Here is a 23,676-nt window from a genome sequence, read left to right on the forward strand (position 1 = left end):
TGGCCTATCCAGTAAATCGTGGGGTCACGATCATCCGGACCGCTTCCCGTGAACGCCGGCATCGAATCCGGCGCAGCACTGCCCGACCTCAGGTCGGACAGTGAGCGAGGCGGCACGTCCGGGTACCGCAGTGACCGGCACGAGTGCTTAGCGCTCGTGCACGTAGGTACCGGGCGCAGCTTCGCCGGCCGGGTACTTCTTGTTGCCCAGACTGCTGGGCGTTTTCTTGCTTTCGCCGGAGCGAGCGGTGATCCACTTCTGCCAGTGCAGCCACCAGGAGTCGGCATGCTTGGTGGCGCGCTCCTGCCACAGCTTCGGATCGCTGGGCATGTCCTCGCCGGTCATGAAGCGTGCCTTGGGGTTGCCCGGCGGGTTGAGGATGCTCTGGATATGCCCGCTGTTGGACAGTACGAACTCGACCTTGCCACCGACCAGCAGGGCTGACTTGTAGCAGGCCTCCCAGGGGGTGATGTGGTCGGTGGTGCCGGCTACGCAGTACAGGTCACAGGTGACCTTGGACAGGTCGATCGGCGTGTCGCATACCTCAAGGGCATTGGGGCGCAGCAGCGGGTTGGTTTTGAACATTTCCACCAGTTCGCCATGGAAGGCGGCCGGCAGGCGCGTGGTGTCGTTGTTCCAGTAGAGGATGTCGAACACCGGCGGCTCGTTGCCGAGGAGGTAGTTGTTGACCCAGTAGTTCCAGATCAGATCGTTCGGGCGCATCCAGGCGAACACCTTGGCCATGTCCTTGCCTTCGAGAACGCCGGACTGGTAGGAGCGGCGCTTGGCGGCTTCCAGGGTCTTCTCGTCGGCAAACAGGGCGACCTGGGTGTCCAGGGTGAAGTCGAGAACGCTGACCATCTGCGTAACCGCATTGATCTTGTTCACGCCGCTGGCGGCATAGTGCCCCAGCAGCGCGGCGGTGGTGATGCCGCCCGAGCAGGCGCCGAGCGTGTTGACGTCCGGGCTGCCGGTGATGGCGCAGACCACGTCGATGGCTTCCTTGAGCGCTTCGATGTAGGTCGACAGGCCCCACTCGCGGTGAGCCTTGGTCGGGTTGCGCCAGCTGACGATGAAAGTCTGCAGGCCGTTGCGCAGGCAGAATCGCGCCAGGCTCTTCTCCGGCGACAGGTCAAAGACGTAGAACTTGTTGATCTGCGGCGGCACCACCAGCAGCGGTCGGCTCAGTACCTGCTCGGTGACCGGCTTGTACTGGATCAGTTCGAGCACGTCATTGCGGAACACCACGGCGCCTTCGGTGGTGGCCAGGCTCTTGCCCACTTCGAACGCGGTCATGTCGGTCTGGCTGGGCATGCCGCCGTTGTTGACCAGATCCTTGGCCAGGTGCGACAGGCCGTCGAGCAGGCTCTTGCCGCCGGTCTCGAAGAAGCGTTTGACCGCGGCCGGGTTGGCCAGGGTGTTGGTTGGCGACATGGCTTCGGTCATCAGGCTGATGACGAAGTGCGCGCGGCTGGTGTCCTGCTCGGACAGTGCGCTCTCTTCAATCCACTCGTGCAGTTCCTTGCGCCAGGCCAGGTAGGTCTGCATGTAGCGCTTGTACAGGGGGTTCTGGCTCCAGGCCGGGTCGGTGAAGCGACGGTCATCGCTTTCCGGTTTCAGCTCGGAGCTGCCCAGTACCACGTCCTTCAGCTGCAGGCCGAAGCGGGCGACGTGTTTGGTGCTGTGAATAGGTTGCTTTAGCGCCTGCATGAGCACCATGCGCGCCGAGGTGAGGATGTCCTTGCCGCGAAATCCGATTACCGGGTTGAGGCCAAGGGTGCTTTCAGCCGCCTGTTGTGGCAGGTCATTATTCTTGTTGGTCATCTACGACGCTCCATTGTCCAGAGACTGATACCGGCGTTCGACTGTGTCGCGGACACAGCGCTCAGGGACCTGGTACTGCTCGGGTTGACGTGTGACGGAGCAGGCTCCGCCTTGCGGTGGCATTGGTTGTACCAATGCATGGAGCCTGCCACCTTCTGGTTACCCGAGTTTTACAGTTCACGCAAGCGTTTACGCCGGTGTTTGTTTGGCGGCGAGTATTGCAAGGGACTTTAGAAAATGCGCCCTAACCTTGGGCAGGGAGGGTGCGGCAAGCAGCCGCAGGCACTGCTTCAGAGCATCAGCTTTACCACGGACTCGTCCGGGTGACGCGACTTGCCGGCCGCTTCCAGCTGGGCCAGGTAATCGTTCCACAGCTCTGTCTGACGGGTGGCCAGCTGGTACAGGTAGTCCCAGGTATACAGACCGCTGTCGTGGCCGTCGTCGAAGGTCAGCTTGAGCGCATAGTTGCCGGCCGGCTCTATCTTCAGCAGGGCAACGTTCTGCTTGCCGAACTGCAGGATCGGCTGGCCATGCCCCTGCACCTCGGCTGAAGGGGAGTGCACACGCAACAGCTCGGCACTGAGTGAGTAGTGCTCACTGCCGTAGCTCAGGTCGAGGGTGCGTGAGGCCTTGTGCAGCTGGATGGCGCTGGGGATCTTGGGCATGGGCCGGCGGGGCGGTTGCCCGCCCCGGTCTCGCAGAAGGTCAGAGGATGTAACGCGACAGGTCTTCGTCCTGAGCCAGCTCGCCGAGGTGGCTGTTGACGTAGGCTGCGTCGATGCGGATCGGCGCCTCGAGGTGCTGGCTGGCCAGGTCGGCGGCGCTGAACGACACCTCTTCCAGCAGGCGCTCGAGCAGGGTGTGCAGGCGGCGGGCACCGATGTTCTCGGTCTTCTCGTTGACCTGCCAGGCGATCTGCGCCAGGCGCTGGATGCCGTCGGCGGCGAACTCGATGTTCAGCCCTTCGGTCTTCAGCAGCTCGCGGTACTGCTCGGTCAGCGCGGCGTGCGGCTCGGTGAGGATGCGCTCGAAGTCCTGCGGCGACAGGGCCTTGAGTTCGACGCGGATCGGCAGGCGACCCTGCAGCTCGGGCACCAGATCGCTGGGCTTGGACAGGTGGAAGGCGCCGGAGGCGATGAACAGGATGTGGTCGGTCTTGACCATGCCCAGCTTGGTGTTGACCGTGCAGCCTTCGATCAGCGGCAGCAGATCGCGCTGCACGCCCTCGCGGGACACGTCGGCGCCGCCGACATTGCCGCGCTTGGCGACCTTGTCGATCTCGTCGATGAACACGATGCCGTGTTGCTCTACGGCCTCCAGAGCCTTGGTCTTGAGTTCTTCCTCGTTGACCAGACGCGCGGCTTCCTCGTCGCGGATCAGCTTGAAGGCTTCCTTGACCTTGAGCTTGCGGCTCTTTTTCTTGCCCTTGGCCATGCCGGAGAACAGGTTCTGCAGCTGGCTGGTCATTTCCTCCATGCCCGGTGGCGACATGATTTCCACGCCCATGGGTGAGTCGGCCACTTCGATGTCGATTTCCTTGTCGTCCAGTTGGCCTTCGCGCAGGCGCTTGCGGAACAGCTGGCGGGTGTTGCTGTCCTCACGCACCGGCTCCTCACCGAAACCGGTGCGGGCCGGTGGCAGCAGGGCGTCGAGGATGCGCTCTTCGGCGGCGTCCTCGGCGCGGAAGCTGACTTTCTGCATTTCCTGCTCGCGCAGCATCTTCAGCGCGGCATCGGCCAGGTCGCGGATGATCGATTCGACATCACGGCCGACATAGCCGACCTCGGTGAACTTGGTGGCCTCGACCTTGAGGAACGGCGCGTTGGCCAGTTTGGCCAGGCGTCGGGCGATTTCGGTCTTGCCGACGCCGGTGGGGCCGATCATCAGAATGTTCTTCGGCGTGACTTCCTGGCGCAGCTCGGCGGGCAGCTGCATGCGCCGCCAGCGGTTGCGCAGGGCAATGGCCACGGCGCGCTTGGCGTCGTCCTGGCCGATGATGTGGCGATCCAGTTCGGAAACGATTTCGCGGGGTGTCATGGACATGGCGGGGCTCCGGCGGAGACGGCTCAGACGGCCGAATCCAGCTCCTCAAGCGTCAGATTCTGGTTGGTGAACACGCAGATGGAGCCGGCGATGTTCAGGGCGGTTTCGGCAATCTCGCGGGCGGACAGTTCGTCGCCGCCTTTCTGCAGCAGGGCCAGGGCGGCGGCCTGGGCGAAACCGCCGCCGGAGCCCATGGCGATCAGGCCGTGCTCGGGCTCGACCACGTCACCGTTGCCGGTGATGATCAGCGAGGCATCCTTGTTGGCCACTGCCAGCATGGCTTCCAGCCGGCTCAGGCTACGGTCGGTGCGCCAGTCCTTGGCCAGCTCGACGGCAGCGCGCACCAGATGGCCCTGGTGTTTTTCCAGCTGCCCTTCGAAGCGCTCGAACAGGGTGAAGGCGTCTGCCGTGGCGCCGGCGAATCCGGCAATCACCTGGCCGTGATAGAGGCGGCGCACCTTTTTGGCGTTGCCTTTCATCACGGTGTTGCCGAGGGATACCTGGCCGTCGCCGCCCATGACGACTTTGCCATGGCGCCGCACTGAAACGATGGTGGTCAAGGGGAGAGTCTCCGCGCTACTGGGCCGGTTGGCCCGAATAGAGACTCAGATGGGGGAGGCGCCCGGGCTTTTCAACCGGGGCGCCGGAAAAACCTGCTCAGCGGCTATGGAAGGACTCGCTGTCTATCTGCTCAGTGCGGATGGCTGTGGGTATCGTTAATATCCTCAGCAAGAGGGCTGTCGGGCCCTTTTTTATGGAGAGGTTTGTTTGGATGAGTGCCTATCAAACTACAAGTGAGGCTCGGGTTGCGGTCTTGGTCGATTGTGACAACGTTTCGCCAGACATCCTGGAGCATGCCTTGCTTGTGGTCGCTCAGTTTGGACGAGTGGTTTTGCGGCGAGGATATGGCAATCACGCTACCTTGGGGAATCGTTGGCAAGAGGCTTTGGTGCGTCAGGCGTTCACGCCATGCCTGCAATATCAGTATGCATCTGGTAAGAACACCGCTGATATTGCGTTGGCCCTCGATGCGCTGGAGGCGCTGTTTGATGAACGAGCCGATACCTTTTGCCTGGTGACCTCCGACTCCGACTTTGCCTACCTGTGTCGCAAGTTGCGCGAGCGCGGGGCGACTGTCTGTATCGTCGGTGAGGCCAAGACGCCTGACGCCTTGCGCAATGCCAGCGATCAGTTCTTCGAATGGGCGCGTCCGGCTCCCGAGCCGCTTGATCTCAATGTCGATGCAGGGAAAGTTGACAATAAGGCTGACCCAGCGAGCAGGGTTGAAAAGGCAAAACCCGAGTCACCCAAAGCGCCAGTCAAACGGCGGCCTCGTTTCGTGGTGGATGCAGTTGCCTTGCTGACTAGGGATACCGGCGAGGGAAAGGTGAGTCTGGGTGCGTTGGGGCAGTACCTTAAGCGGACTGATCCGGCCTTTTCTCCGCAGACCTACGGCCATACAGGCCTCTTAGACATGCTCAAGACCTACGATCTGCTTGCGCCGATTCAGGAGCTGGGAGGTCATTGGAATGTGTCTCTGGCATCTAGGGCGGATCTAGATGTCACTTTGGAGGCGCCCAGTTCAGAGAAGGCTGCAGAGCGCTGTCCTCAGTGTGGCTGCGATAATCTTTTGGAGCATCACGGTGTGGCTTGGTGTCCCCGTTGCTGCAAAAAAATCTCGCGACAGCTAGATCCAGCACTGCTGCCATCCCCTAACCCTCGTCAGTGCTGAGGCTTCAAGGAGCCTTATCTCTCTGGTTTCTCGCTCAGCGGCTCTGACGCTGCTGTAACAGCAGATTGCTGAAGCCGTTGCCGGCCAGCTGCTTCTGCGCGCTCGCCAGTTGCTCGCGGCTGGCGTAGGGGCCAACCAGCACGCGGTGCCAGGTTTCCTCGCGGACCTTGCCGGATTCGATCTGCACGTTCTGGCCGAGCAGGATGATCTGTGCGCGCAGCTTGTCGGCATCGTTCTGGTTGCGGAACGAGCCGGCCTGCAGGAAGAACTGCGTGCTCGGTGCGGCCTTGGCCGCTTCTGCTTTAGCGGCAGTCTTGTCGGTGGCGGCTTTGTCGGCCTCGGGCGTGGCGGCCGGTGGCGTGATCTTCGGCGGCTCGCGGCCTTCCAGCAGGGCCAAGGCACGCTCGGCTTCCTGCTCGGGCGTCAGCGGAACGGGGGCTGTGCCGGGCTTCTGCTCTTCGGGAATGGCGCCCTCCGGGACTTCAACCTGGGATTCCGGCAGCAGGGTATAGAAGTCGTACTTGGGCTTGACCGGCTGCGGCGCGGTAGCCGGCGTATTCGGCTGCGGGTGCTCGCTGGCGGCCTTCTTGTTCTCGGCGGTTTCGCGCTGGATATCCTTGCGGCCGGGCTCCAGCTGCATGAGGAAGGCGATGAAGCCGCCGATCACCAGGCCGCAGACCATCCACACCCAGCCCGGTACCGGCTTCTTCGGCGGTGCCTGATAGCGGCTGGCGCCGCGCTTGGGCGCCGGTTTCTTCTTTGCGCTCACTTACATGCGCTCCAGCGGCTGCAGGCCGAGCAGTTCCAGACCCTGCTTGAGGGTACGGCCGGTCAGTGCGGCCAGGCGCAGACGGCTGTTGCGCACAGCTTCGTCTTCACTGGAGAGGATCGGGCAGTTCTCGTAGAAGCTGGAGAACAGGCCGGCGAGGTCATACAGGTAGTTGCACAGCAGGTGCGGCGTGCCCTTGTCGGCCACGCTGTTGAGCAGCTCGCCGAACTGCGCAAGCTTGCCGCCCAGGGCCTGCTCCTGCTCGGCCTGCAGGCTGATCTGGCCGCCGATGCTTTCGATGCCCTGGCCCAGCTTGCGGAACACGCTGGCCACGCGGGTGTAGGCGTACAGCAGGTAGGGCGCGGTATTGCCCTCGAAGCTCAGCATCAGCTCGAAGTTGAAGCTGTAGTCGCTGGTGCGGTGCTTGGACAGGTCGGCGTACTTCACCGCGCCGATCCCGACGGCGCGGGCGATGCTGCGCAGTTCGTCCTCGGCGAGGTCCGGGTTCTTGCTCTTGACCAGGCTGTAAGCGCGCTCTTCGGCTTCGTCGAGCAGGTCGATCAGCTTCACCGTGCCACCGTCGCGGGTCTTGAACGGGCGGCCGTCGGCGCCGTTCATGGTGCCGAAGCCCATGTGCTCCAGCTGCATGCCTTCATGCACGAAGCCCGCGCGGCGGGCGACCTCGAAGGCCATCTGGAAGTGCAGGGCCTGACGCTGGTCGACGAAGTACAGGGCGCGGTCGGCCTGCAGCTGCTGGCTGCGGTAGCGCATGGCGGCGAGGTCGGTGGTGGCGTACAGGTAACCGCCGCCGGCCTTTTGCACGATGACCGGCAGCGGGTTGCCTTCGGCGTTCTTGAACTCGTCCATGAACACGCACTGGGCGCCTTCGCTCTCGCTGAGCAGGCCTTTTGCCCGCAGGGCATCGACGATGCCCGGCAGGTCGGCGTTGTAGGCGCTCTCGCCCTTGACGTCGGCCATCGACAGCTTGACGCCCAAGCGGTCGTAGACCTTCTGGCAGTGCGACAGGGAGATGTCGTTGAAGCGGTTCCACAGGCGCAGGCAGTTCTCGTCGCCGGCCTGCAGCTGCACCACCAGCTCGCGGGCGCGGTCGGCAAACTCGACCGAGTCGTCGAAGCGCTTCTTGGCGGCGCGGTAGAACTGTTCGAGGTCGGACAGCTCGCTTTCGGCCGCTGCCGGATTTTCCTCCAGGTAGGCCAGCAGCATGCCGAACTGAGTGCCCCAGTCGCCCACGTGGTTCTGGCGGATGACTGTGTCGCCGAGGAACTCCAGTACGCGGGCGACGCCGTCGCCGATGATGGTCGAGCGCAGGTGGCCGACGTGCATCTCCTTGGCCAGGTTGGGCGAGGAGAGATCGACCACCACGCGCTGCGCCGGGGTGCTTTTGCGCACGGCGAGTTTGTCGTCGGCCAGCGCGGCCTCCAGACGCTGGGCCAGGGCGTCGCTGTTCTGGAAGAAGTTGAGAAAGCCCGGGCCGGCGATTTCGATCTTGCTGATCTGGCTGTCGGCCGGCAGGGCGGCGACCAGCTTCTCGGCCAGATCGCGCGGCTTCATGGCGGCAGGTTTGGCCAGCATCATGGCGATGTTGCTGGCGAAGTCGCCGTTGCTCTTGTCCTTGGTGTTCTCCACCTGAATCACCGGGCTCAGGCCTTCGGGCAGTACGCCGTCGGCGGTGAGGCGGGTCAGGGCTTGCTGGATCAGGTGGCGAATGCTGTCTTTCATGGTCTGCTCGGTCGGCCGTGCGGGTCGCAAACCGGGCATTATCCGCGGCAGTCGAGGCCTTGCCAACCGCTCAGGGGTGAATGGTGGCGACTCAGAACAGGTCGAGCGGGTCGACGTCGATCGACCAGCGCACACTGCGGCTGCCCGGCAACTGCTCCAGAGCCTGCAGCCAGGGCGTCAGCAGGCGGTGCAGGGTGGCGCGGTTGCCTGCCTGCAGCAGCAGCTGGGCGCGGTGGCGGCCGGCGCGGCGCTCCATCGGTGCGGGTACCGGGCCGAGTAGTTCGACCGCTTCCAGTTGCAGCTCATCGCGCATCTGTTCGGCCAGGCTGCAGGCGTGGTCGAGGAAGGCTTCGGCCTGGCCCGGCTGATGGGCATCGGCGCGCAGCAGGGCGAGGTGGGCGAAGGGCGGCAGGCCCGCGCCGCGCCGCTCGCTCAGGGCCTGCTCGGCGAAGGCGAAGTAGCCCTGCTCGGTCAGTTGCACCAGCAGAGGGTGGTCGGCCAGATGGGTCTGCACCACCACCTTGCCGGGCATCTCGGCGCGGCCGGCGCGGCCGGCGACCTGAATGATCTGCTGGGCCATGCGTTCGCTGGCGCGGAAGTCGGCCGAGAACAGGCCACCATCGGCATCCAGTACCGCCACCAGGGTGACGCGCGGGAAGTGGTGGCCCTTGGCGAGCATCTGGGTGCCGATGAGGATGCACGGTTCGCCATGCTGGATGCGCTGGAACAGGCGGTCCATGCTGCCCTTGCGCGAGGTGCTGTCGCGGTCGATGCGCAGTACCTCGGTGTCCGGGAACAGGGTGCTCAGCCGTTCCTCGGCGCGTTCGGTGCCGGCGCCGACCGGGCGCAGGTCGAGGTGATTGCACTTCGGGCACTGGGTTGGCGGGCGTTCGCGGTGATCGCAATGGTGGCAGCGCAGCTCGCGGCTGCGCTGGTGGTAGGTCATGCGCGCGTCGCAGCGCGGGCACTGGCTCATCCAGCCGCAGTCGTGGCACAGCAGCGTGGGGGCAAAGCCGCGGCGGTTGAGGAAGACCAGCACCTGCTGGCCGGCTTCCAGGGTCTGGCGGATGGCCTGTTGCAGCGGGCCGGAGATGCCCGAGTCGAGCGGCAGGCTCTTGATGTCGAGGCGAATTAAGCGCGGAGGCTGGGCATGGCCGGCGCGCTGGTTCAGACGCAGTAATGCATAGCGGCCGCTCTGGGCATTGTGCAGCGACTCCAGAGCCGGGGTGGCTGAGCCAAGCAGTAGCGGGATGTTCTCCAGCCGCGCACGCACAGCGGCCAGGTCGCGGGCGTGGTAGCGCAGGCCTTCCTGCTGTTTATAGGAAGCGTCGTGCTCCTCGTCGACGATGATCAGGCCCGGGTTCTTCAGCGGGGTGAATAGCGCAGATCTTGTGCCGATAACGATGTCGGCGGCGCCATCGCGGGCGGCCAGCCAGGCATCCAGGCGTTCGCGGTCGGTCAGGGCCGAGTGCAGCAGGACGATGCGTGCATTGAAGCGGCGGGCGAACCGTTCCAGGGTCTGCGGCCCCAGATTGATCTCCGGGATCAGTACCAGCGCCTGCTTGCCGGCCTCAAGGGTTTCGCGGATCAGCTGCAGGTAGACCTCGGTCTTGCCGCTGCCGGTGACGCCGGCCAGCAGGGCGCAGTGGAACTGGCCAAAGCCGGCGCGAACCGCCTCGAAGGCGCGGCGCTGCTCGTCATTGAGTGGCAGCTCGGCCTGAGCCAGCCAGGCACCGTGCCGCTCGGCCGGTGCCTGGCGGCGCTCTTCGATATGGATCAAGCCTTTGTCGAGCAGCAGCTTGAGGCTGTCGCGGTTGAGCTGCAGGCGCTCCAGCAAGGCCTGGGGCACACCATGGGGGTGCTGGCTGAGGGCGCGTAGGGCTTCGAGCTGACGCGGGGCGCGACTCAGGCGCGGATCGTCCAGCTGCGCGTCGGGGCTGACGTGCCAGATGCGCTCGATGCGCGTCTCGGCCGGCTCGCCCTGGCGCAGCAGGGTTGGCAGAGCCCAGGCGAAGGTGTCGCCGAGGCTGTGCTGGTAGTACTGCGCGGCCCATAGGCTGAGCTTGAACAGGCTGGCCGGTAGTGGTGGCTGGCGATCCAGTAACTCCAGGGCCGGGCGCAGTTTGTCAGCGGGTACTTCGGAGTGTGTTGTCAGTTCGACGAGGATGCCGATGATCTCGCGCCGGCCAAAAGGAACGCGCAGGCGCATGCCGGGCTGCAGGGTGGTCGCAGGCACGCCGGCAGGAGGCAGGTAGTCGAACAGCCGACGCAGTGGCGAGGGCAGGGCAAGGCGCAGGATCACGGGTGGCACGGCAGGCTCCGAACAGGCCGTGGATGCTAGCATGTCCGCCTATCGCGCAGTATTTGCCCATTGCTTGCAACGACGGGGTGGTCTGGTATCATCCGCTGCCCGATTTTCCGTGCGGTGCCTGGAAATGGCTCCAGGTGGCGGCACACCACGCCCTGAGGAATCATCATGAAAGCGGACATCCATCCGAAGTACGAAGAAGTTACCGCGACTTGCAGCTGCGGCAACGTGGTCAAGACCCGTTCCACCCTGTGCAAGGACCTGAGCCTCGACGTTTGCGCCGAGTGCCACCCGTTCTACACCGGTAAGCAGAAAGTGCTGGATACCGGCGGCCGTATCGATCGCTTCAAGCAGCGTTTCGGCGTGTTCGGCACCAAGTAATTGGGCTGAGGGCCGCAACCTTATGGGTTGTCGCGTACTGCTGAAAAAGGCGTCCCTGGTGGGCGCCTTTTTCGTTTCTGCGATTTGGCTGGGGGCGGCGGGCGCCACCTGTATGGCGCCTTCTGCCGGTCAGGAAGTGCGTGTCGAGCGCGCGGTGGATGGCGACACGCTCAAGCTAGCCGATGGTCGCAGCGTGCGCCTGATCGGGGTGAATGCCCCGGAGCTGGCGCATCATGGTCGTCCGGCCGAACCTCTGGGGCAGAAGGCGCAGCAGCGTCTGGCCGAGCTGGTCAGGCAAAGTGAGCAGCGCGTGCGTCTGGTCAGTGGCCGGCAGGCGCGCGATCACTACGGGCGGGTGCTGGCGCATGCGTTCGACGCCCGTGGGCGCAATCTTGAAGAACAGCTGCTCGCCGAGGGGCTGGGGTTTATGGTGGCGCTGGCGCCCAACGTGGCGCTCGCTGACTGTCAGGCGCAGGCCGAGCAGCAGGCCCGCGCGGCACGCCTTGGCGTGTGGCAGCGCAGTCCGGTACGGGCAGCCGATGACCTGTCGCAAGGTGGTTTTTCCTTGCTACGTGCCCGGGTTGAGCGCGTCGAGCGCAATCGCGGAGGCATCTGGCTGGAAATGGTCGGGCCGCTGGTGGTGCAGGTGCCGGGCAAGCACGTGAAGAATTTTTCTGTCGATGAGTTGGAGGCGCTGACCGGACGAGAGCTTGAGGTCCGGGGCTGGGTCATCGATCGGGCACGTCGCGGCGGTCTCAAACCGAATCAGGCGCGTTGGCTGCTGCAGGTATCGCATCCGCGGATGCTGGAGGTGAAACCATGATGAGGCTCGTTGCTCTGCTGATGTTGCTGCAGGCGCTGGCGGGGTGTGCGGTCAATCCGGCCACCGGGCGCAGTGACTTCGTGATGATGAGCGAGCAGCAGGAGCTCGCCATGGGGCGCCAGTACAACCAGGAGATTGCCAGGCAATATCCGCGCTACCCCGACGAGGCGCTGCAGGCCTATGTGCAGCAGGTGGGTGAGCGAGTGGCCAGTCACAGTCACCGCAGCAACCTGGCCTACCACTTCACCGTGATTGACTCACCGGACATCAACGCCTTCGCCTTGCCGGGCGGCTATATCTACATTCACCGGGGTTTGATGGCTTATCTTAACTCCGAAGCGGAGCTGGCCGCCGTGCTGGGCCACGAAGTCGGGCATGTCACGGCACGCCACAGCGTGCGCCAGCAGAGTCAGTCGGCCGCCTGGGGCATCCTCGGGCAGGCCGTGGCGGTCGGCACCGGAGTTGGTGCGGCTGCGGATATCACCAATGTGCTGGGTGGCGCGGTGGTCAGCGGTTATGGCCGTGATATGGAGCTGGAGGCTGATGGGTTGGGCGCCCAGTATCTGGCACGCAGCGGCTATGACCCGCGGGCGATGATCGAGGTGGTCAAGGTGCTCAAGGCGCAGAGTGACTTCGCCCGCGATCAGGCGCGCGCCAAGGGGCAGGCCGAGCCGCCGTCCAGCTATCACGGTCTGTTTGATACCCACCCAGATCACGACACGCGCCTGCAGCAGGTGGTCGGGCCGGCCAGCGCGCTGGCTTCCGGCAGCGGGCAGGAGGACCGGCGCGATGAATACCTGCAGCGCATTCAGGGCCTGCCTTTTGGTGATTCCGCAGAGACCGGTGTGCGGCGCGGGTCAGCGTTCTATCATCGGGATCTCAACTTCACGCTGCGCTATCCGCAGGGCTGGGCGCTGGATAATCGCCCCGATGTGCTGATCGGTCAGTCACCCGATGAGCGGGCGGTGCTTGCCATGACGCTGGGCGAGGCGCGTCAGGGCGAGTCCGCTGCCGATTTTCTGCGGCGCAAGGCGGGTGGGCAGGTGCGCGAGCAGCTGCCTTTGCCGGGAGAGGATGGTGTCGTCGGTATTCTCCCCGGCAGGCCAGCGCGCCGTGTGGCGGTGGTGATGCGTGGTGGGCATGCCTATCAGTTCGTTGGTGTGGTGCGCGAGGGTTCGCTGCAGTCCTGGGATGATGCTTTTATGCAGGTCATCAAGAGCTTCCGGCCGCTGCAAGCCGATGAGCGCAAGCTGGCCGAGCCAAGGCGGCTGAAACTGGTCAGGCTGAAGCCCGGGCAGCAGTTGCAGGACTTCATTGGTAAAGGTGGTAAGCCCGAAGAGTCGCTGGCGCGTTTGCGTCTGCTCAATGGCCTGTACCCGAGCGGAGAGGCCAAAAACGGCGAATGGCTGAAGATTCTCGACTAGCCTTTATGGGGATTGACCTTGAGGCTGCGGGCGGCTTTGCCGTATGCTCCCTGCCCCTGTTGTACATCACCTTGCGGAATAGCGAACATGTCCGATCTGAAAAACGCCGCGCTTGAATACCACGCCAATCCTCGCCCCGGAAAGCTCAGCGTCGAACTGACCAAGCCGACGGCGACTGCCCGCGACCTGTCGCTGGCCTACAGCCCTGGCGTGGCCGAGCCTGTGCGTGAGATCGCGCGTGATCCGGAACTGGCCTATCGCTACACCGGCAAAGGCAATCTGGTAGCGGTCATCTCCGACGGCACGGCCATTCTCGGTCTGGGTGATCTCGGCCCGCTGGCCTCCAAGCCGGTGATGGAAGGCAAGGGTGTACTGTTCAAGCGTTTTGCCGGTATCGACGTGTTCGACATCGAAGTCGACTCCGAAAGCCCGCAGGCGTTCATCGACACGGTCAAGCGTATCTCCATCACTTTCGGCGGCATCAACCTCGAGGACATCAAGGCACCCGAGTGCTTCGAGATCGAGCGTGCACTGATCGAGCAGTGCGACATTCCGGTGTTTCATGACGATCAGCACGGTACCGCCATCGTGACGGCGGCAGGCATGCTCAACGCGCTGGAAATCGCCGGCAAGACGCTGCCCGAAGCCAAGATTGTCTGCCTCGGCGCGGGTGCTGCCGCCATCTCCTGCATGAAGCTGCTGGTGAGCATGGGTGCCAAGGTCGAGAACATCTTCATGATCGACCGCAAGGGCGTGATTCACTCCAAGCGTGACGATCTCAATCAGTACAAGGCCGTGTTCGCGCTCGAGACCGACAAGCGCACTCTGTCCGAAGCGCTGGATGGCGCCGACGTATTCGTTGGTCTGTCGGGTGCCAACCTGCTCAGTGCCGATGATCTCAAGCGCATGGCTCGCGACCCGATCGTCTTTGCCTGCTCCAACCCTGATCCGGAGATCAAGCCGGAGCTGGCGCGCGAGGCGCGTCCGGATGTGATCATGGCGACCGGTCGTTCGGACTACCCGAACCAGGTCAACAACGTGCTGGGCTTCCCCTTCATCTTCCGTGGCGCGCTCGACGTGCGCGCCACGCGCATCAACGAAGAAATGAAGATCGCCGCTGCTCACGCGCTGCGCGAACTGGCCAAGCTGCCGGTGCCGCAGGAAGTCTGTGATGCCTATGGTGGCATCGCGCTGAGCTTCGGCCGCGAGTACATCATTCCGAAGCCGATGGATGCGCGTCTGATCACCGTGGTTTGCGATGCGGTGGCCAAGGCTGCAATCGACAGCGGCGTGGCGACCCTGCCGTATCCAAAGCACTATCCGCTGCAGTCTGTAAGCGATGTGTTCAGTGGCTGATTGAGCTTAGAAATAAAAAAGCCCCGCAGACGCGGGGCTTTTTTATTTCGGCCGGTGATCAGAACAGATCCATTGGTGCGCTGCCGCTTTCGTCCTCAGGCAGGGGGCTGCCGGGAATGCTGCCGAAACCCTCCACCTCGCTGGTCGGCGGCGGTGTGTCTTCGCTTTTGAATACCTCAAAGTAAGCGTCACTGGCGCCTGGGGCAGCTGCACGACCACTTCGTGGGTCAATGCGCAGGCTGAGTATGCCAGCGGGCTCGGGCTGAAGGTGCTCCGGCTTGTCCTTGAGGGCCACGCTCATGAAGCTCATCCAGATCGGCAAGGCAACCGTGCCGCCATATTCGGTGCGGCCGAGGCTCTCCGGTTGATCAAAGCCGGCCCACACAGTCGTGACATAGTCGGCGTTGTAGCCGGAGAACCAGCTGTCCTTGGACTCGTTGGTGGTGCCAGTTTTGCCGGCCAGGTCATTGCGCCCCATGGCTAATGCTCGGCGCCCTGTGCCGCGCCGAATAACATCCTGCAGCATGGAGGTCATGATGTACGTCGTGCGTTCATCAACAACCCGCTCTGCTGGTTTGATTTCGGTAGCTGTATTGCTCGCAGTCGCTAAGTCGCTCTGGTTTTCTGTGGAGGCGCTATCAGCGGATGGCGCGCTGGCTGGATTAGCGCGAAACACCACGTTGCCAGTGCGATCAGTGATCTGCTCAATCAGGTAGGGCGAAACGCTGTAGCCGCCGTTGGCAAGAACGCTCCAGCCTGTAGCAATTTCCAATGGCGTGAGCGTTGCCGTGCCTAGGGCGAGTGAGAGATTGCGTGGCAGCTCGTCGCGTTTGAATCCAAAGCGGGTCGCATAGTTAAGCGCATAGTCGATGCCAATGGTTTGCAGCAGGCGAATCGACACTAGGTTGCGTGACTTGTACAGCGCTTCACGCAGGCGAATCGGCCCTAGGAAGGTGTTGTTGTCATTCTTCGGACGCCAGGCTTCTTCCATGCCTGCTTCCTGAAACACTATGGGAGCATCATTGACCAGGCTGGCTGCAGTGAAACCATTGTCCAGTGCCGCTGCATAAATGAAGGGCTTGAAGCTGGAGCCGGGTTGGCGTTTGGCTTGGGCTGCACGGTTGTAGTTGCTCTGTTCGAAGGAGAAACCGCCTACCAAGGCTCGGATGGCCCCATTTTTAGGGTCGAGCGACACTAGGGCGCTCTGCGCCGCGGGAAGCTGACGGAAAGCCAGGCTACCCTCCGGCATGCGCTCGACGCGAATCAGGTCGCCAATGGTGGCAACGTTGCTCGGGTTTTGCGGGCGTGGGCCCAGGCTGTTGGTATTAAGGAAGGGGCGTGCCCATTTCATGCTGTCCCAGCTGACGCTTTCTTCCTGCCCTGATCGGGTCAGTACCAGCAGTCCGCTTTTCTCCACCTGGGTGACGATTGCGGGTTCCAGCACGCCGAGTGTCTTCTGCTTGACGAGCTCCTGCTTCCAGCTCGGTATAGTCATGCCGGGAAAGCGAGCTTCGGGACCTCTATAGCCATGGCGTTGATCATATTCCATCAGACCGGACTGAACCGCCTGAGTGGCTGCTGTCTGCAGCTGGCTGGGCGTGGTGGTGATTACTGAGAAGCCTTCGGTGTAGGCTTCGCTGCCGTAGCGGCCAACCATTTCGGCGCGTGCCATCTCGGCAATATAAGGCGCTTGCAGTTCGGGAACTGTCACGTGTTGGACGACTTCGATCGGCTCAGCGAGTGCTGCCTGGTAACGAGCTTGGTCGATCTTGCCGAGCTTCAGCATGCGACCAAGAATCCAGTCGCGACGCTCTTTGCTCCGTTGAGGGTTTACCAGTGGGTTGAAGCGAGAAGGTGCTTTGGGCAAGCCGGCGATCATGGCTAGCTGGGCGAGGCTGAGCTGGTTGATGCTCTTTCCGTAGTACACCTGTGCTGCGGCTTCAATGCCGTAGGCGCGGTTGCCCAGGTAGATCTTGTTGATGTAAAGCTCAAGGATTTCGTCTTTGCTCAGCTCGCGCTCGATTTGCAAGGCAAGCAGGATTTCGTTGATCTTGCGTGAAAAGCTACGCTCGCTGGTCAGAAAGAAATTCTTGGCGACCTGCATGGTGATGGTACTTCCGCCACTCTGGATCTGCCCGCTTTGCAAAATTTGCGTGGCAGCGCGCATCAGGCTGCTTGGGTCGACACCATAATGATTGGCGAAATTGTCGTCTTCAGCTGCCAGGATGGCATTGATGAAGTCGCTAGGGATTTGTTGGAAGCTGATGGGGGAGCGGCGCATTTCACCAAACTCGGCAATCAGCTTTCCGTCCTGGCTGTACACCCTGAGAGGAATCTGAAGTTTGATCGTGCGCAGCGACTCGACGGATGGCAGGCCGGGGCTAAGATAAAGATAGGTGCCGCTCAAACTGAGTAGCAAGCCACAAAAAATGGCAACGCCGGACCACCAGAAAAGCTTCAACAAGCGCATCAAGGCTATTGGATTTCCAGTTAAAAGAATGAGTTATGAAAGGGGTGGGGCTGAAAGGGAAAGGCTGGTCACATTATAAGCGTTTTTTTTCCTGGGTAGCCATTTGCGCTTCTGTCAAGACTGTTATTTAATGTGGAAAAACATAAATCGTCCGTAAGTTACGGATGCTGATAGGAAATCGGTCGTGCTAGGGCTCAATAAGAAAGCGAACACGCTGCTGGGGATCGATATCAGTTCGACCTCGGTCAAGCTCCTTGAACTGAGTCGCTCAGGTAGCCGCTACAAGGTGGAGGCCTACGCTGTTGAGCCGCTCCCACCTAATGCTGTTGTTGAGAAGAACATCGCCGAGCTCGAGGGGGTGGGGCAGGCCTTGGCGCGTGTGCTCGCCAAGGCGAAAACCAGCGCGCGCTCAGTTGCAGTTGCTGTTGCTGGTTCTGCGGTTATTACCAAAACGATCGAAATGGAAGCAGGGCTCTCCGATGATGAATTGGAGAATCAGCTGAAGATAGAAGCTGATCAGTACATCCCATATCCGCTAGAAGAAGTTGCCATCGATTTTGAGGTTCAGGGTGTTTCTGCAAGAAATCCTGAGCGCGTCGAGGTGCTTCTGGCTGCTTGCCGCAAGGAGAATGTCGAGGTCCGCGAGGCTGCCCTGGCCTTGGCTGGACTTACTGCCAAAGTCGTCGATGTTGAGGCGTACGCTCTAGAGCGAGCTTACTCATTGATGTTGCCGCAGTTGAGTGGTGGGCAGGATGATCTGACAGTCGCCTTGGTTGATGTGGGTGCGACCATGACCACGCTGAGTGTTTTGCATGGCGGCAAAACCATCTACACGCGCGAGCAACTGTTTGGTGGTCGTCAACTGACTGAAGAGATTCAGCGCCGCTATGGGCTTTCCGTGGAGGAGGCTGGTCTGGCGAAGAAGCAAGGCGGCCTTCCGGATGATTACGAGTCCGAGGTGCTGCAGCCGTTCAAGGATGCGGTGGTGCAACAGGTTTCCCGCTCTTTGCAGTTCTTCTTTGCTGCTGGCCAGTTCAATGAAGTCGATTACATACTTCTCGCCGGTGGCACTGCCTCCATTGCTGATTTGGATCGACTCATTCAGCAGAAAATCGGTACTCCTACCTTGGTGGCTAATCCTTTTGCCGACATGGCATTGAGTGGCAAGGTGAATGCGGGGGCGTTGGCCAGTGATGCTCCGTCCCTGATGATTGCCTGTGGTCTGGCAATGAGGAGTTTCGACTAATGGCACGGATCAACCTCTTACCTTGGCGGGAGCAACTGCGCGAGGAGCGTAAACAGCGATTCCTTGTGGCTATGGTGGCTTTTATTGGCTTGGGTGCTGGCTTGGTTTTTCTTGCTGCACAGTATCTGAATTCACAGATTGAAAATCAGATGGCGCGCAATGAGTTTGTGCGTAAGGAGATCGCTGTTCTGGATGCGCGCATCAAGGAAATCAGTGAGCTGAAAACCAAGAAAGAACAGCTGCTGGAACGGATGAAAATCATCCAGGACTTGCAGGGCAATCGACCTGTTATTGGGCGTGTATTTGATCAGTTGGTACGCACGCTGCCCGATGGTGTTTATTTCTCAAGTGTGAAAATGGCTGGGAAAGCCATCACCATTGCGGGGGCGGCTGAGTCGAATAATCGTGTCTCTAATTTGATGCGCAATCTGGATGCTTCTGAATGGCTGGAGGCGCCGAACCTGTCTGAGGTTAAGGCGGTGACCGCAGGGGCCGTAGATCAGGCAAATGTCTTTTTGCTGACGGTTCAGCAGACACAGCCTGCCGTCGAAGGTCAGTCTACTGACGGGGGGGCGAAGAAATGAGTTTTGCAGATTCTCTTGAGGCGCTGCGCAAGATTGATATTAATGATCTGGATGTTAACAACTTAGGATCGTGGCCGGCTCCGGTAAAGTTTATAACCTGCATTATTCTCTTGGTTGCGGTGCTGGGTCTGGGGTACTACTTGCATCTGAACGATTTGCAGCTGCAGCTCGATAACGAACGAGGACAAGAGGAAACATTAAAGCAACAATTTTCGACTAAGGCCTTTCAGGCAGCAAATCTTGAAGCCTACAAAGTGCAAATGGCTGAGATGGAGGAGTCATTCGGTGCTTTGTTGCGGCAATTGCCGAGTGATACTGAAGTGCCCGGTTTGCTTGAGGATATAACTCGCACGGGGCTTGGTAGTGGCTTGGAGTTTTCTGAGATCAAGTTGCAGCCTGAGGTTGCTCAGCAGTTCTATATAGAGTTGCCTATAAAGATTTCTGTGGTCGGTAGTTATCACGATTTGGCTACCTTTGTCAGTGGGGTGGCCAGTCTTCCCCGTATTGTCACTCTGCATGATTTTGAGGTTCAGCCTGTGACTTCTGAGGCGGGAAGCTCGCGCCTGGCTATGTCAATCTTGGCTAGAACCTATCGTTATAACGATAAGGGGCTTGGGAATAAATGAGGCTCTCATGGTTTTCACTCGTTTTTTTCGTCCTGCTGACCGGGTGTGACTCCGGCGGTGATTTCGCAGATCTTCAATCATTCATGGATGAGGTTAAGACGAAGCCGAAGGGGGCAATTGAGCCTCTGCCTAAGTTCCAAGCTTACGAGGCATTTACCTATAATGCGGCATCTCTTCGAAGCCCTTTTCAGCCTCCAATCAAGATTGATTTGATTCGGCGTGAAAAAGGCTCAAAGGAAATAAAGCCTGACGAGGCAAGAGTTAAGCAGTTCTTGGAAGGGTTCAATATAGAGACCTTTGAGATGGTCGGCACTCTCAAAAATGAGACAGGTGCTTTTGCCTTGGTTAAAGGTGCGGGTGGCGTGCATCGGGTACGTGCAGGGGACTATCTTGGGCGCAATCACGGAAGAATTATGACGATCGATGAATCGAAAATCGAAGTCATGGAAATTGTCCCTGATGGCGAGGGTGGGTGGCTGGAACGCCCAAGAACTTTGCCGTTGAAGGAGCGCGCTTAAATGACCAAGCCAGAAATTAAAAACAATTATTTGTCTGCCAAGTGGAATAAGTCCATGAACAGCTCACTGTCACGCTTCGGAGTTTCTCTTCTGGCCCTGTTGGTCAGTCCCGCTGTTCTTGCGACTACCTTGCAGGGGTTGGATGTCGCCTCGCTGCCCGGTGATCGAGTGGAGTTAAAGCTCACATTTGACGAACCGGTTGCGGCTCCGCGTGGATACACCATTGAGCAACCTGCTCGTATTGCGCTTGATTTGCCGGGCGTTGATAGTGCATTGGCGGCCAAGAATCGTGAGTTGGGGGTTGGTAATGCGCGAAGCGTCACTGTTGTTGAGGCCAAGGATCGTACGCGCTTAATCATCAATCTGACTAACTTGGCGCCCTACAGCACTCGTGTAGAAGGCAATAGCTTGTTCGTTATGGTTGGTGGTAGCCCATTAGTTGCGGCTGTACCCAAACCAGCGTCAAGCGCCTTAAACTCAGCGCCGACCTCCAAGTCTTATGCGCCGGTCGGCCGGTCGATTAGTAATATTGACTTTCAGCGTGGAGAGCAGGGGGAGGGGAATGTTGTTATTCAGCTCTCTGATCCTTCTGTGAGTCCGGACATCCAAGAGCAGGGTGGCAAGATTCGTCTGGACTTTGCAAAAACTCAGCTGCCAGAGTCGCTGCGTGTTCGCTTGGATGTTAAGGATTTCGCCACTCCTGTTCAGTTTGTAAATGCGAGTACTTCTGCAGATAAGGCCAGTGTGGTCATTGAGCCAAGTGGCTATTACGACTACCTCGCCTATCAGGCTGAGGATAAGTTGACTATCAGTGTCAAGCCGCTTAGCCAGGGGGATGTCGAGAAAAAGAAAGCTGAGCGATTCGCCTACTCTGGAGAGAAGCTTTCTCTTAACTTCCAGGATATCGATGTTCGCTCCGTGCTCCAGTTGATTGCCGATTTTACCGATCTAAACTTGGTGGCGAGCGACACAGTTCAAGGCAATATCACTCTGCGCCTGCAGAATGTCCCGTGGGATCAGGCGCTTGATCTTGTTTTGAAAACTAAGGGACTGGATAAGCGCAAAGTTGGTAACGTGCTTTTGGTTGCGCCTGCTGACGAAATTGCCGCTCGTGAGCGTCAAGAACTGGAGTCGCAGAAGCAGATTGCGGAGTTGGCCCCCCTCAAGCGTGAGCTTATTCAGGTCAACTACGCTAAAGCTGCCGATATCGCCAAGCTTTTTCAGTCGGTGACGAGTGCAGATGGAAGTTCTGAATCGGCTACGGCTGAGCGCGGTTCGGTTACTGTGGATGATCGTACGAACAGCATCATTGCCTATCAAACCGAAGAGAAACTTGAAGAATTGCGGCGCATTGTGGCTCAGCTCGATATTCCAGTGCGTCAGGTAATGATTGAGGCGCGAATTGTTGAGGCTAATGTCGGCTTCGATAAGGAGGTCGGTGTACGATGGGGGGGGACCTTCAATCGTGCTGGTGATCAGGGAAACTTTGTCGGCTATGGCAATGATGATCGTGGCGATGAAAATGGGGATGAGGGTGCAGATTCCAATGGTAACTTCCCATTTGTTGACATGGGTTCTCTGAAACGCACCTCGGGTTTCGGTATTGGTTTCATTACTGATAACACCATTCTTGATCTAGAGCTGTCGGCAATGGAGAAAACCGGTAACGGTGAGGTTGTCTCTCAACCCAAAGTCATGACATCGGATAAAGAAACGGCCAAGATTCTCAAGGGGCAGGAAGTTCCCTATCAGGAGGCCAGTTCCAGTGGTGCGACGACCACAGCTTTCAAGGAGGCGGCGCTGGCGCTGGAGGTTACTCCGCAGATCACTCCGGATAGCCGAATTATTATGGAGGTAAAGGTTACTAAAGATGCTCCTGACTTTAGTCGCTCGGTGAATGGTGTTCCGCCGATTGATAAGAATGAGGTAAATGCCAAGGTTCTGGTTTCGGATGGTGAAACGATTGTGATCGGCGGTGTGTTCACGAACAAACAGTCCAAGACTGTTGATAAGGTTCCGTTCCTTGGCGACCTCCCTTATCTCGGGCGTCTGTTCAAGCGTGATGTGGTTGAGGATTCCAAGACCGAGCTCCTTGTCTTCCTGACACCGCGCATCATGAATAATCAGGCTATCGCGGTAACCCGCTGACCTCGTGAATAACATAGTTCTGATTGGCCCGATGGGTGCTGGCAAAAGCACCATCGGGCGTCTTCTTTCTAAAGAGCTGCGTTTGCCGTTCAAGGACTCCGATAAGGAAATTGAACAGCGCACTGGCGCGGATATTCCCTGGATTTTCGATGTGGAGGGTGAGCAGGGCTTTCGTGAGCGTGAGCAGGCGGTTATTGCTGATCTGAGCGCGGGCGAGGCTCTGGTTCTGGCAACCGGTGGTGGTGCCGTATTGCGCGAGGTCAATCGGCGTAGCCTGCGTGATGGCGGTCGCGTCGTGTATCTGCATGCCTCTGTGGATCAGCAGATTGAGCGAACTGCCCGCGATCGCAATCGTCCGCTGCTGCAGCGTGATGATCCGGCAAAGGTTCTCCGTGAGCTGATGGCTATTCGCGATCCGCTTTATCGCGAAATCGCCGACATTATTATTGAAACCGATGAGCGGCCGCCGCGCCTGGTGGTACAGGAAATCATCGAGCGGCTTCGCGCGCTTCCTCCCCGTTAATGCCGGCTTCAAACTGGAGTATCCTATGCGGCTTCGTTTTCTAGGGGGCGTCATGCGGACACTTCAGGTTGATCTTGGCGATCGCAGTTATCCCATTCATATCGGTTCAGGCCTTCTGGCGGCGCGTGATTTGATCGCTCCGCATGTTGCAGGTCAGCAGGTTGCCATTGTGACCAATGAGACCGTGGCGCCTCTTTATCTGCAGCAGCTGATCAATGCGCTTGATGGATTCTCGGTTTTGCCGATTGTTCTGCCCGATGGCGAGGAATTTAAAAACTGGGAAGTGCTGCAGCGCATATTTGATGCATTGCTTGAAGCCAGGCATGACCGTAAAACCACGCTCATAGCGCTTGGCGGTGGTGTGATTGGCGACATGACAGGTTTTGCTGCGGCCAGCTATCAGCGTGGGGTCGACTTTATTCAGATTCCTACCACGCTTTTGTCTCAGGTCGATTCGTCGGTAGGCGGAAAGACCGGGATCAACCACCCGCTGGGCAAGAATATGATCGGGGCGTTCTATCAGCCCAAGGCGGTGATCATTGATATTGCCACGCTGAAAACTTTGCCGGAGCGTGAGTTGTCGGCAGGTTTGGCTGAAGTGATCAAGTATGGCTTGATCTGTGATGAGCCATTTCTAGCCTGGCTAGAGCAGCATATGGCCGGACTGCTGGCGCTTGATGAGGCACTTCTGAGTGAGGCTATCGAGCGCTCCTGTGCCGCCAAGGCCCGGGTGGTGTCCGCTGATGAGCGCGAAGGTGGGGTGCGGGCGATTCTGAACCTCGGTCATACCTTTGGTCATGCCATCGAGACTCATCAGGGATATGGTGTCTGGCTGCATGGCGAGGCCGTATCGGCAGGGACTGTTATGGCGCTGGAAATGTCCTGCCAGCTCGGCAGCATCACGCAGGAACAGCGCGATCGTTCCGTTCGTCTGCTGCGCAGTGCCCGGCTGCCTATTGTTCCTCCTGAGGATATGACGCCTGCCGACTTTGCGCGGCATATGGCCGTTGACAAGAAAGTACTGAATGGCAAGTTGCGCCTGGTTCTGTTGTCTGCGCTGGGAGAAGCGGTCGTCACAGGCGACTTTCCGCGCGCCGTGCTCGACAGTGTTCTGGAAGCTGACTATTCGCGCATTGCCGCCCAAATCTAAGAGATTGCAGT

General features: G+C 60.0%; 20 protein-coding genes. 12 read left to right on the forward strand and 8 right to left on the reverse strand.

Annotated elements, in window-relative coordinates; translation table 11 throughout:
* Positions 1 to 147: 147 nt before the first annotated feature.
* From phaC to hslV, 4 genes are all read right to left on the reverse strand, one after another.
* Complete coding sequence (phaC, locus tag CK486_RS14840) at positions 148 to 1,824, reverse strand: class II poly(R)-hydroxyalkanoic acid synthase (RefSeq protein WP_095941085.1); 1,677 nt, start codon at positions 1,822 to 1,824, stop codon at positions 148 to 150.
* Positions 1,825 to 2,114: 290 nt separating this feature from the next.
* Positions 2,115 to 2,489 carry a gamma-butyrobetaine hydroxylase-like domain-containing protein gene (locus tag CK486_RS14845; RefSeq protein WP_095941086.1) on the reverse strand — a complete coding sequence of 125 codons (375 nt, stop codon included), beginning with the start codon at positions 2,487 to 2,489 and terminating at the stop codon, positions 2,115 to 2,117.
* 40 nt (positions 2,490 to 2,529) lie between these two features.
* Positions 2,530 to 3,867, reverse strand: coding sequence for an ATP-dependent protease ATPase subunit HslU (gene hslU / locus CK486_RS14850; RefSeq protein WP_095941087.1), 1,338 nt, complete (start codon positions 3,865 to 3,867; stop codon positions 2,530 to 2,532).
* Between the two features lie 23 nt (positions 3,868 to 3,890).
* Complete coding sequence (gene hslV, locus CK486_RS14855) at positions 3,891 to 4,427, reverse strand: ATP-dependent protease subunit HslV (protein WP_095941088.1); 537 nt, start codon at positions 4,425 to 4,427, stop codon at positions 3,891 to 3,893.
* A gap of 212 nt (positions 4,428 to 4,639) precedes the next feature.
* Between hslV and CK486_RS14860 the strand changes: the two genes are divergently transcribed.
* A complete protein-coding gene (locus CK486_RS14860; RefSeq protein WP_095941132.1) occupies positions 4,640 to 5,599 on the forward strand; it encodes an NYN domain-containing protein in 960 nt (319 codons plus the stop codon).
* Positions 5,600 to 5,633: 34 nt separating this feature from the next.
* On the opposite strand, the gene CK486_RS14865 is transcribed toward CK486_RS14860, so the two are convergent.
* From CK486_RS14865 to CK486_RS14875, 3 genes are all read right to left on the reverse strand, one after another.
* Positions 5,634 to 6,368: an SPOR domain-containing protein gene (locus tag CK486_RS14865; RefSeq protein ID WP_095941089.1), complete on the reverse strand. Its 735-nt coding sequence runs from the start codon at positions 6,366 to 6,368 to the stop codon at positions 5,634 to 5,636.
* Positions 6,369 to 8,108, reverse strand: coding sequence for an arginine--tRNA ligase (gene argS / locus CK486_RS14870; RefSeq protein WP_095941090.1), 1,740 nt, complete (start codon positions 8,106 to 8,108; stop codon positions 6,369 to 6,371).
* Between the two features lie 91 nt (positions 8,109 to 8,199).
* Positions 8,200 to 10,419 (reverse strand): primosomal protein N', encoded by a 2,220-nt coding sequence (locus CK486_RS14875; protein ID WP_095941091.1) that lies wholly within the window; start codon positions 10,417 to 10,419, stop codon positions 8,200 to 8,202.
* A gap of 165 nt (positions 10,420 to 10,584) precedes the next feature.
* Between CK486_RS14875 and rpmE the strand changes: the two genes are divergently transcribed.
* From rpmE to CK486_RS14895, 4 genes are all read left to right on the forward strand, one after another.
* Positions 10,585 to 10,797 carry a 50S ribosomal protein L31 gene (gene rpmE, locus CK486_RS14880; protein ID WP_095941092.1) on the forward strand — a complete coding sequence of 71 codons (213 nt, stop codon included), beginning with the start codon at positions 10,585 to 10,587 and terminating at the stop codon, positions 10,795 to 10,797.
* Positions 10,798 to 10,819: 22 nt separating this feature from the next.
* Entirely contained in the window at positions 10,820 to 11,620 is an 801-nt protein-coding gene (locus CK486_RS14885; protein WP_095941093.1) for a thermonuclease family protein, read from the forward strand.
* Entirely contained in the window at positions 11,617 to 13,044 is a 1,428-nt protein-coding gene (locus tag CK486_RS14890) for a M48 family metalloprotease (protein ID WP_371915506.1), read from the forward strand. The genes CK486_RS14885 and CK486_RS14890 overlap by 4 nt, the downstream gene beginning before the upstream one ends.
* An 87-nt stretch (positions 13,045 to 13,131) precedes the next feature.
* On the forward strand, positions 13,132 to 14,400 hold the full coding sequence (locus CK486_RS14895; RefSeq protein ID WP_095941094.1) for a malic enzyme-like NAD(P)-binding protein: 1,269 nt from the start codon (positions 13,132 to 13,134) through the stop codon (positions 14,398 to 14,400).
* Positions 14,401 to 14,458: 58 nt separating this feature from the next.
* Here CK486_RS14895 and CK486_RS14900 read toward each other — a convergent pair whose 3' ends face one another.
* A complete protein-coding gene (locus tag CK486_RS14900) occupies positions 14,459 to 16,873 on the reverse strand; it encodes a penicillin-binding protein 1A (protein WP_095941095.1) in 2,415 nt (804 codons plus the stop codon).
* 181 nt (positions 16,874 to 17,054) lie between these two features.
* Between CK486_RS14900 and CK486_RS14905 the strand changes: the two genes are divergently transcribed.
* Genes CK486_RS14905 through aroB form a run of 7 tightly spaced genes read left to right on the forward strand, consistent with a single transcriptional unit; the run spans position 17,055 to position 23,665 of the window.
* Positions 17,055 to 18,116 carry a pilus assembly protein PilM gene (locus CK486_RS14905; protein ID WP_095941096.1) on the forward strand — a complete coding sequence of 354 codons (1,062 nt, stop codon included), beginning with the start codon at positions 17,055 to 17,057 and terminating at the stop codon, positions 18,114 to 18,116.
* Positions 18,116 to 18,700: a PilN domain-containing protein gene (locus CK486_RS14910; protein WP_095941097.1), complete on the forward strand. Its 585-nt coding sequence runs from the start codon at positions 18,116 to 18,118 to the stop codon at positions 18,698 to 18,700. The genes CK486_RS14905 and CK486_RS14910 overlap by 1 nt, the downstream gene beginning before the upstream one ends.
* Positions 18,697 to 19,326, forward strand: coding sequence for a type 4a pilus biogenesis protein PilO (gene pilO / locus CK486_RS14915; protein ID WP_095941098.1), 630 nt, complete (start codon positions 18,697 to 18,699; stop codon positions 19,324 to 19,326). Before CK486_RS14910 ends, pilO begins: the two co-directional genes overlap by 4 nt.
* Positions 19,323 to 19,844 carry a type 4a pilus biogenesis lipoprotein PilP gene (pilP, locus tag CK486_RS14920; protein ID WP_095941099.1) on the forward strand — a complete coding sequence of 174 codons (522 nt, stop codon included), beginning with the start codon at positions 19,323 to 19,325 and terminating at the stop codon, positions 19,842 to 19,844. Before pilO ends, pilP begins: the two co-directional genes overlap by 4 nt.
* Before the next feature lie 54 nt (positions 19,845 to 19,898).
* Entirely contained in the window at positions 19,899 to 21,992 is a 2,094-nt protein-coding gene (gene pilQ / locus CK486_RS14925; RefSeq protein ID WP_095941134.1) for a type IV pilus secretin PilQ, read from the forward strand.
* A gap of 4 nt (positions 21,993 to 21,996) precedes the next feature.
* A complete protein-coding gene (aroK, locus tag CK486_RS14930) occupies positions 21,997 to 22,515 on the forward strand; it encodes a shikimate kinase AroK (RefSeq protein WP_095941100.1) in 519 nt (172 codons plus the stop codon).
* A 52-nt stretch (positions 22,516 to 22,567) separates the two neighbouring features.
* Positions 22,568 to 23,665: a 3-dehydroquinate synthase gene (gene aroB / locus CK486_RS14935; RefSeq protein ID WP_095941101.1), complete on the forward strand. Its 1,098-nt coding sequence runs from the start codon at positions 22,568 to 22,570 to the stop codon at positions 23,663 to 23,665.
* Positions 23,666 to 23,676: the final 11 nt, after the last annotated feature.

The sequence above is a fragment of the Pseudomonas sp. HAR-UPW-AIA-41 genome, assembly GCF_002304225.1.
In the GTDB taxonomy this organism is placed as follows: Bacteria; Pseudomonadota; Gammaproteobacteria; order Pseudomonadales; family Pseudomonadaceae; genus Aquipseudomonas.

Bases quoted from the DNA above. Each gene is read 5' to 3' on its own strand.
- CK486_RS14890 (WP_371915506.1), top strand. From the start codon at position 11,617: ATGATGAGGCTCGTTGCTCTGCTGATGTTGCTGCAGGCGCTGGCGGGG.
- phaC (WP_095941085.1), bottom strand. From the start codon at position 1,824: ATGACCAACAAGAATAATGACCTGCCACAACAGGCGGCTGAAAGCACC.
- aroB (WP_095941101.1), top strand. From the start codon at position 22,568: ATGCGGACACTTCAGGTTGATCTTGGCGATCGCAGTTATCCCATTCAT.
- CK486_RS14885 (WP_095941093.1), top strand. From the start codon at position 10,820: ATGGGTTGTCGCGTACTGCTGAAAAAGGCGTCCCTGGTGGGCGCCTTT.
- pilQ (WP_095941134.1), top strand. From the start codon at position 19,899: ATGAACAGCTCACTGTCACGCTTCGGAGTTTCTCTTCTGGCCCTGTTG.
- hslU (WP_095941087.1), bottom strand. From the start codon at position 3,867: ATGTCCATGACACCCCGCGAAATCGTTTCCGAACTGGATCGCCACATC.
- CK486_RS14845 (WP_095941086.1), bottom strand. From the start codon at position 2,489: ATGCCCAAGATCCCCAGCGCCATCCAGCTGCACAAGGCCTCACGCACC.
- pilO (WP_095941098.1), top strand. From the start codon at position 18,697: ATGAGTTTTGCAGATTCTCTTGAGGCGCTGCGCAAGATTGATATTAAT.
- CK486_RS14910 (WP_095941097.1), top strand. From the start codon at position 18,116: ATGGCACGGATCAACCTCTTACCTTGGCGGGAGCAACTGCGCGAGGAG.
- CK486_RS14895 (WP_095941094.1), top strand. From the start codon at position 13,132: ATGTCCGATCTGAAAAACGCCGCGCTTGAATACCACGCCAATCCTCGC.
- rpmE (WP_095941092.1), top strand. From the start codon at position 10,585: ATGAAAGCGGACATCCATCCGAAGTACGAAGAAGTTACCGCGACTTGC.
- CK486_RS14860 (WP_095941132.1), top strand. From the start codon at position 4,640: ATGAGTGCCTATCAAACTACAAGTGAGGCTCGGGTTGCGGTCTTGGTC.
- pilP (WP_095941099.1), top strand. From the start codon at position 19,323: ATGAGGCTCTCATGGTTTTCACTCGTTTTTTTCGTCCTGCTGACCGGG.
- argS (WP_095941090.1), bottom strand. From the start codon at position 8,108: ATGAAAGACAGCATTCGCCACCTGATCCAGCAAGCCCTGACCCGCCTC.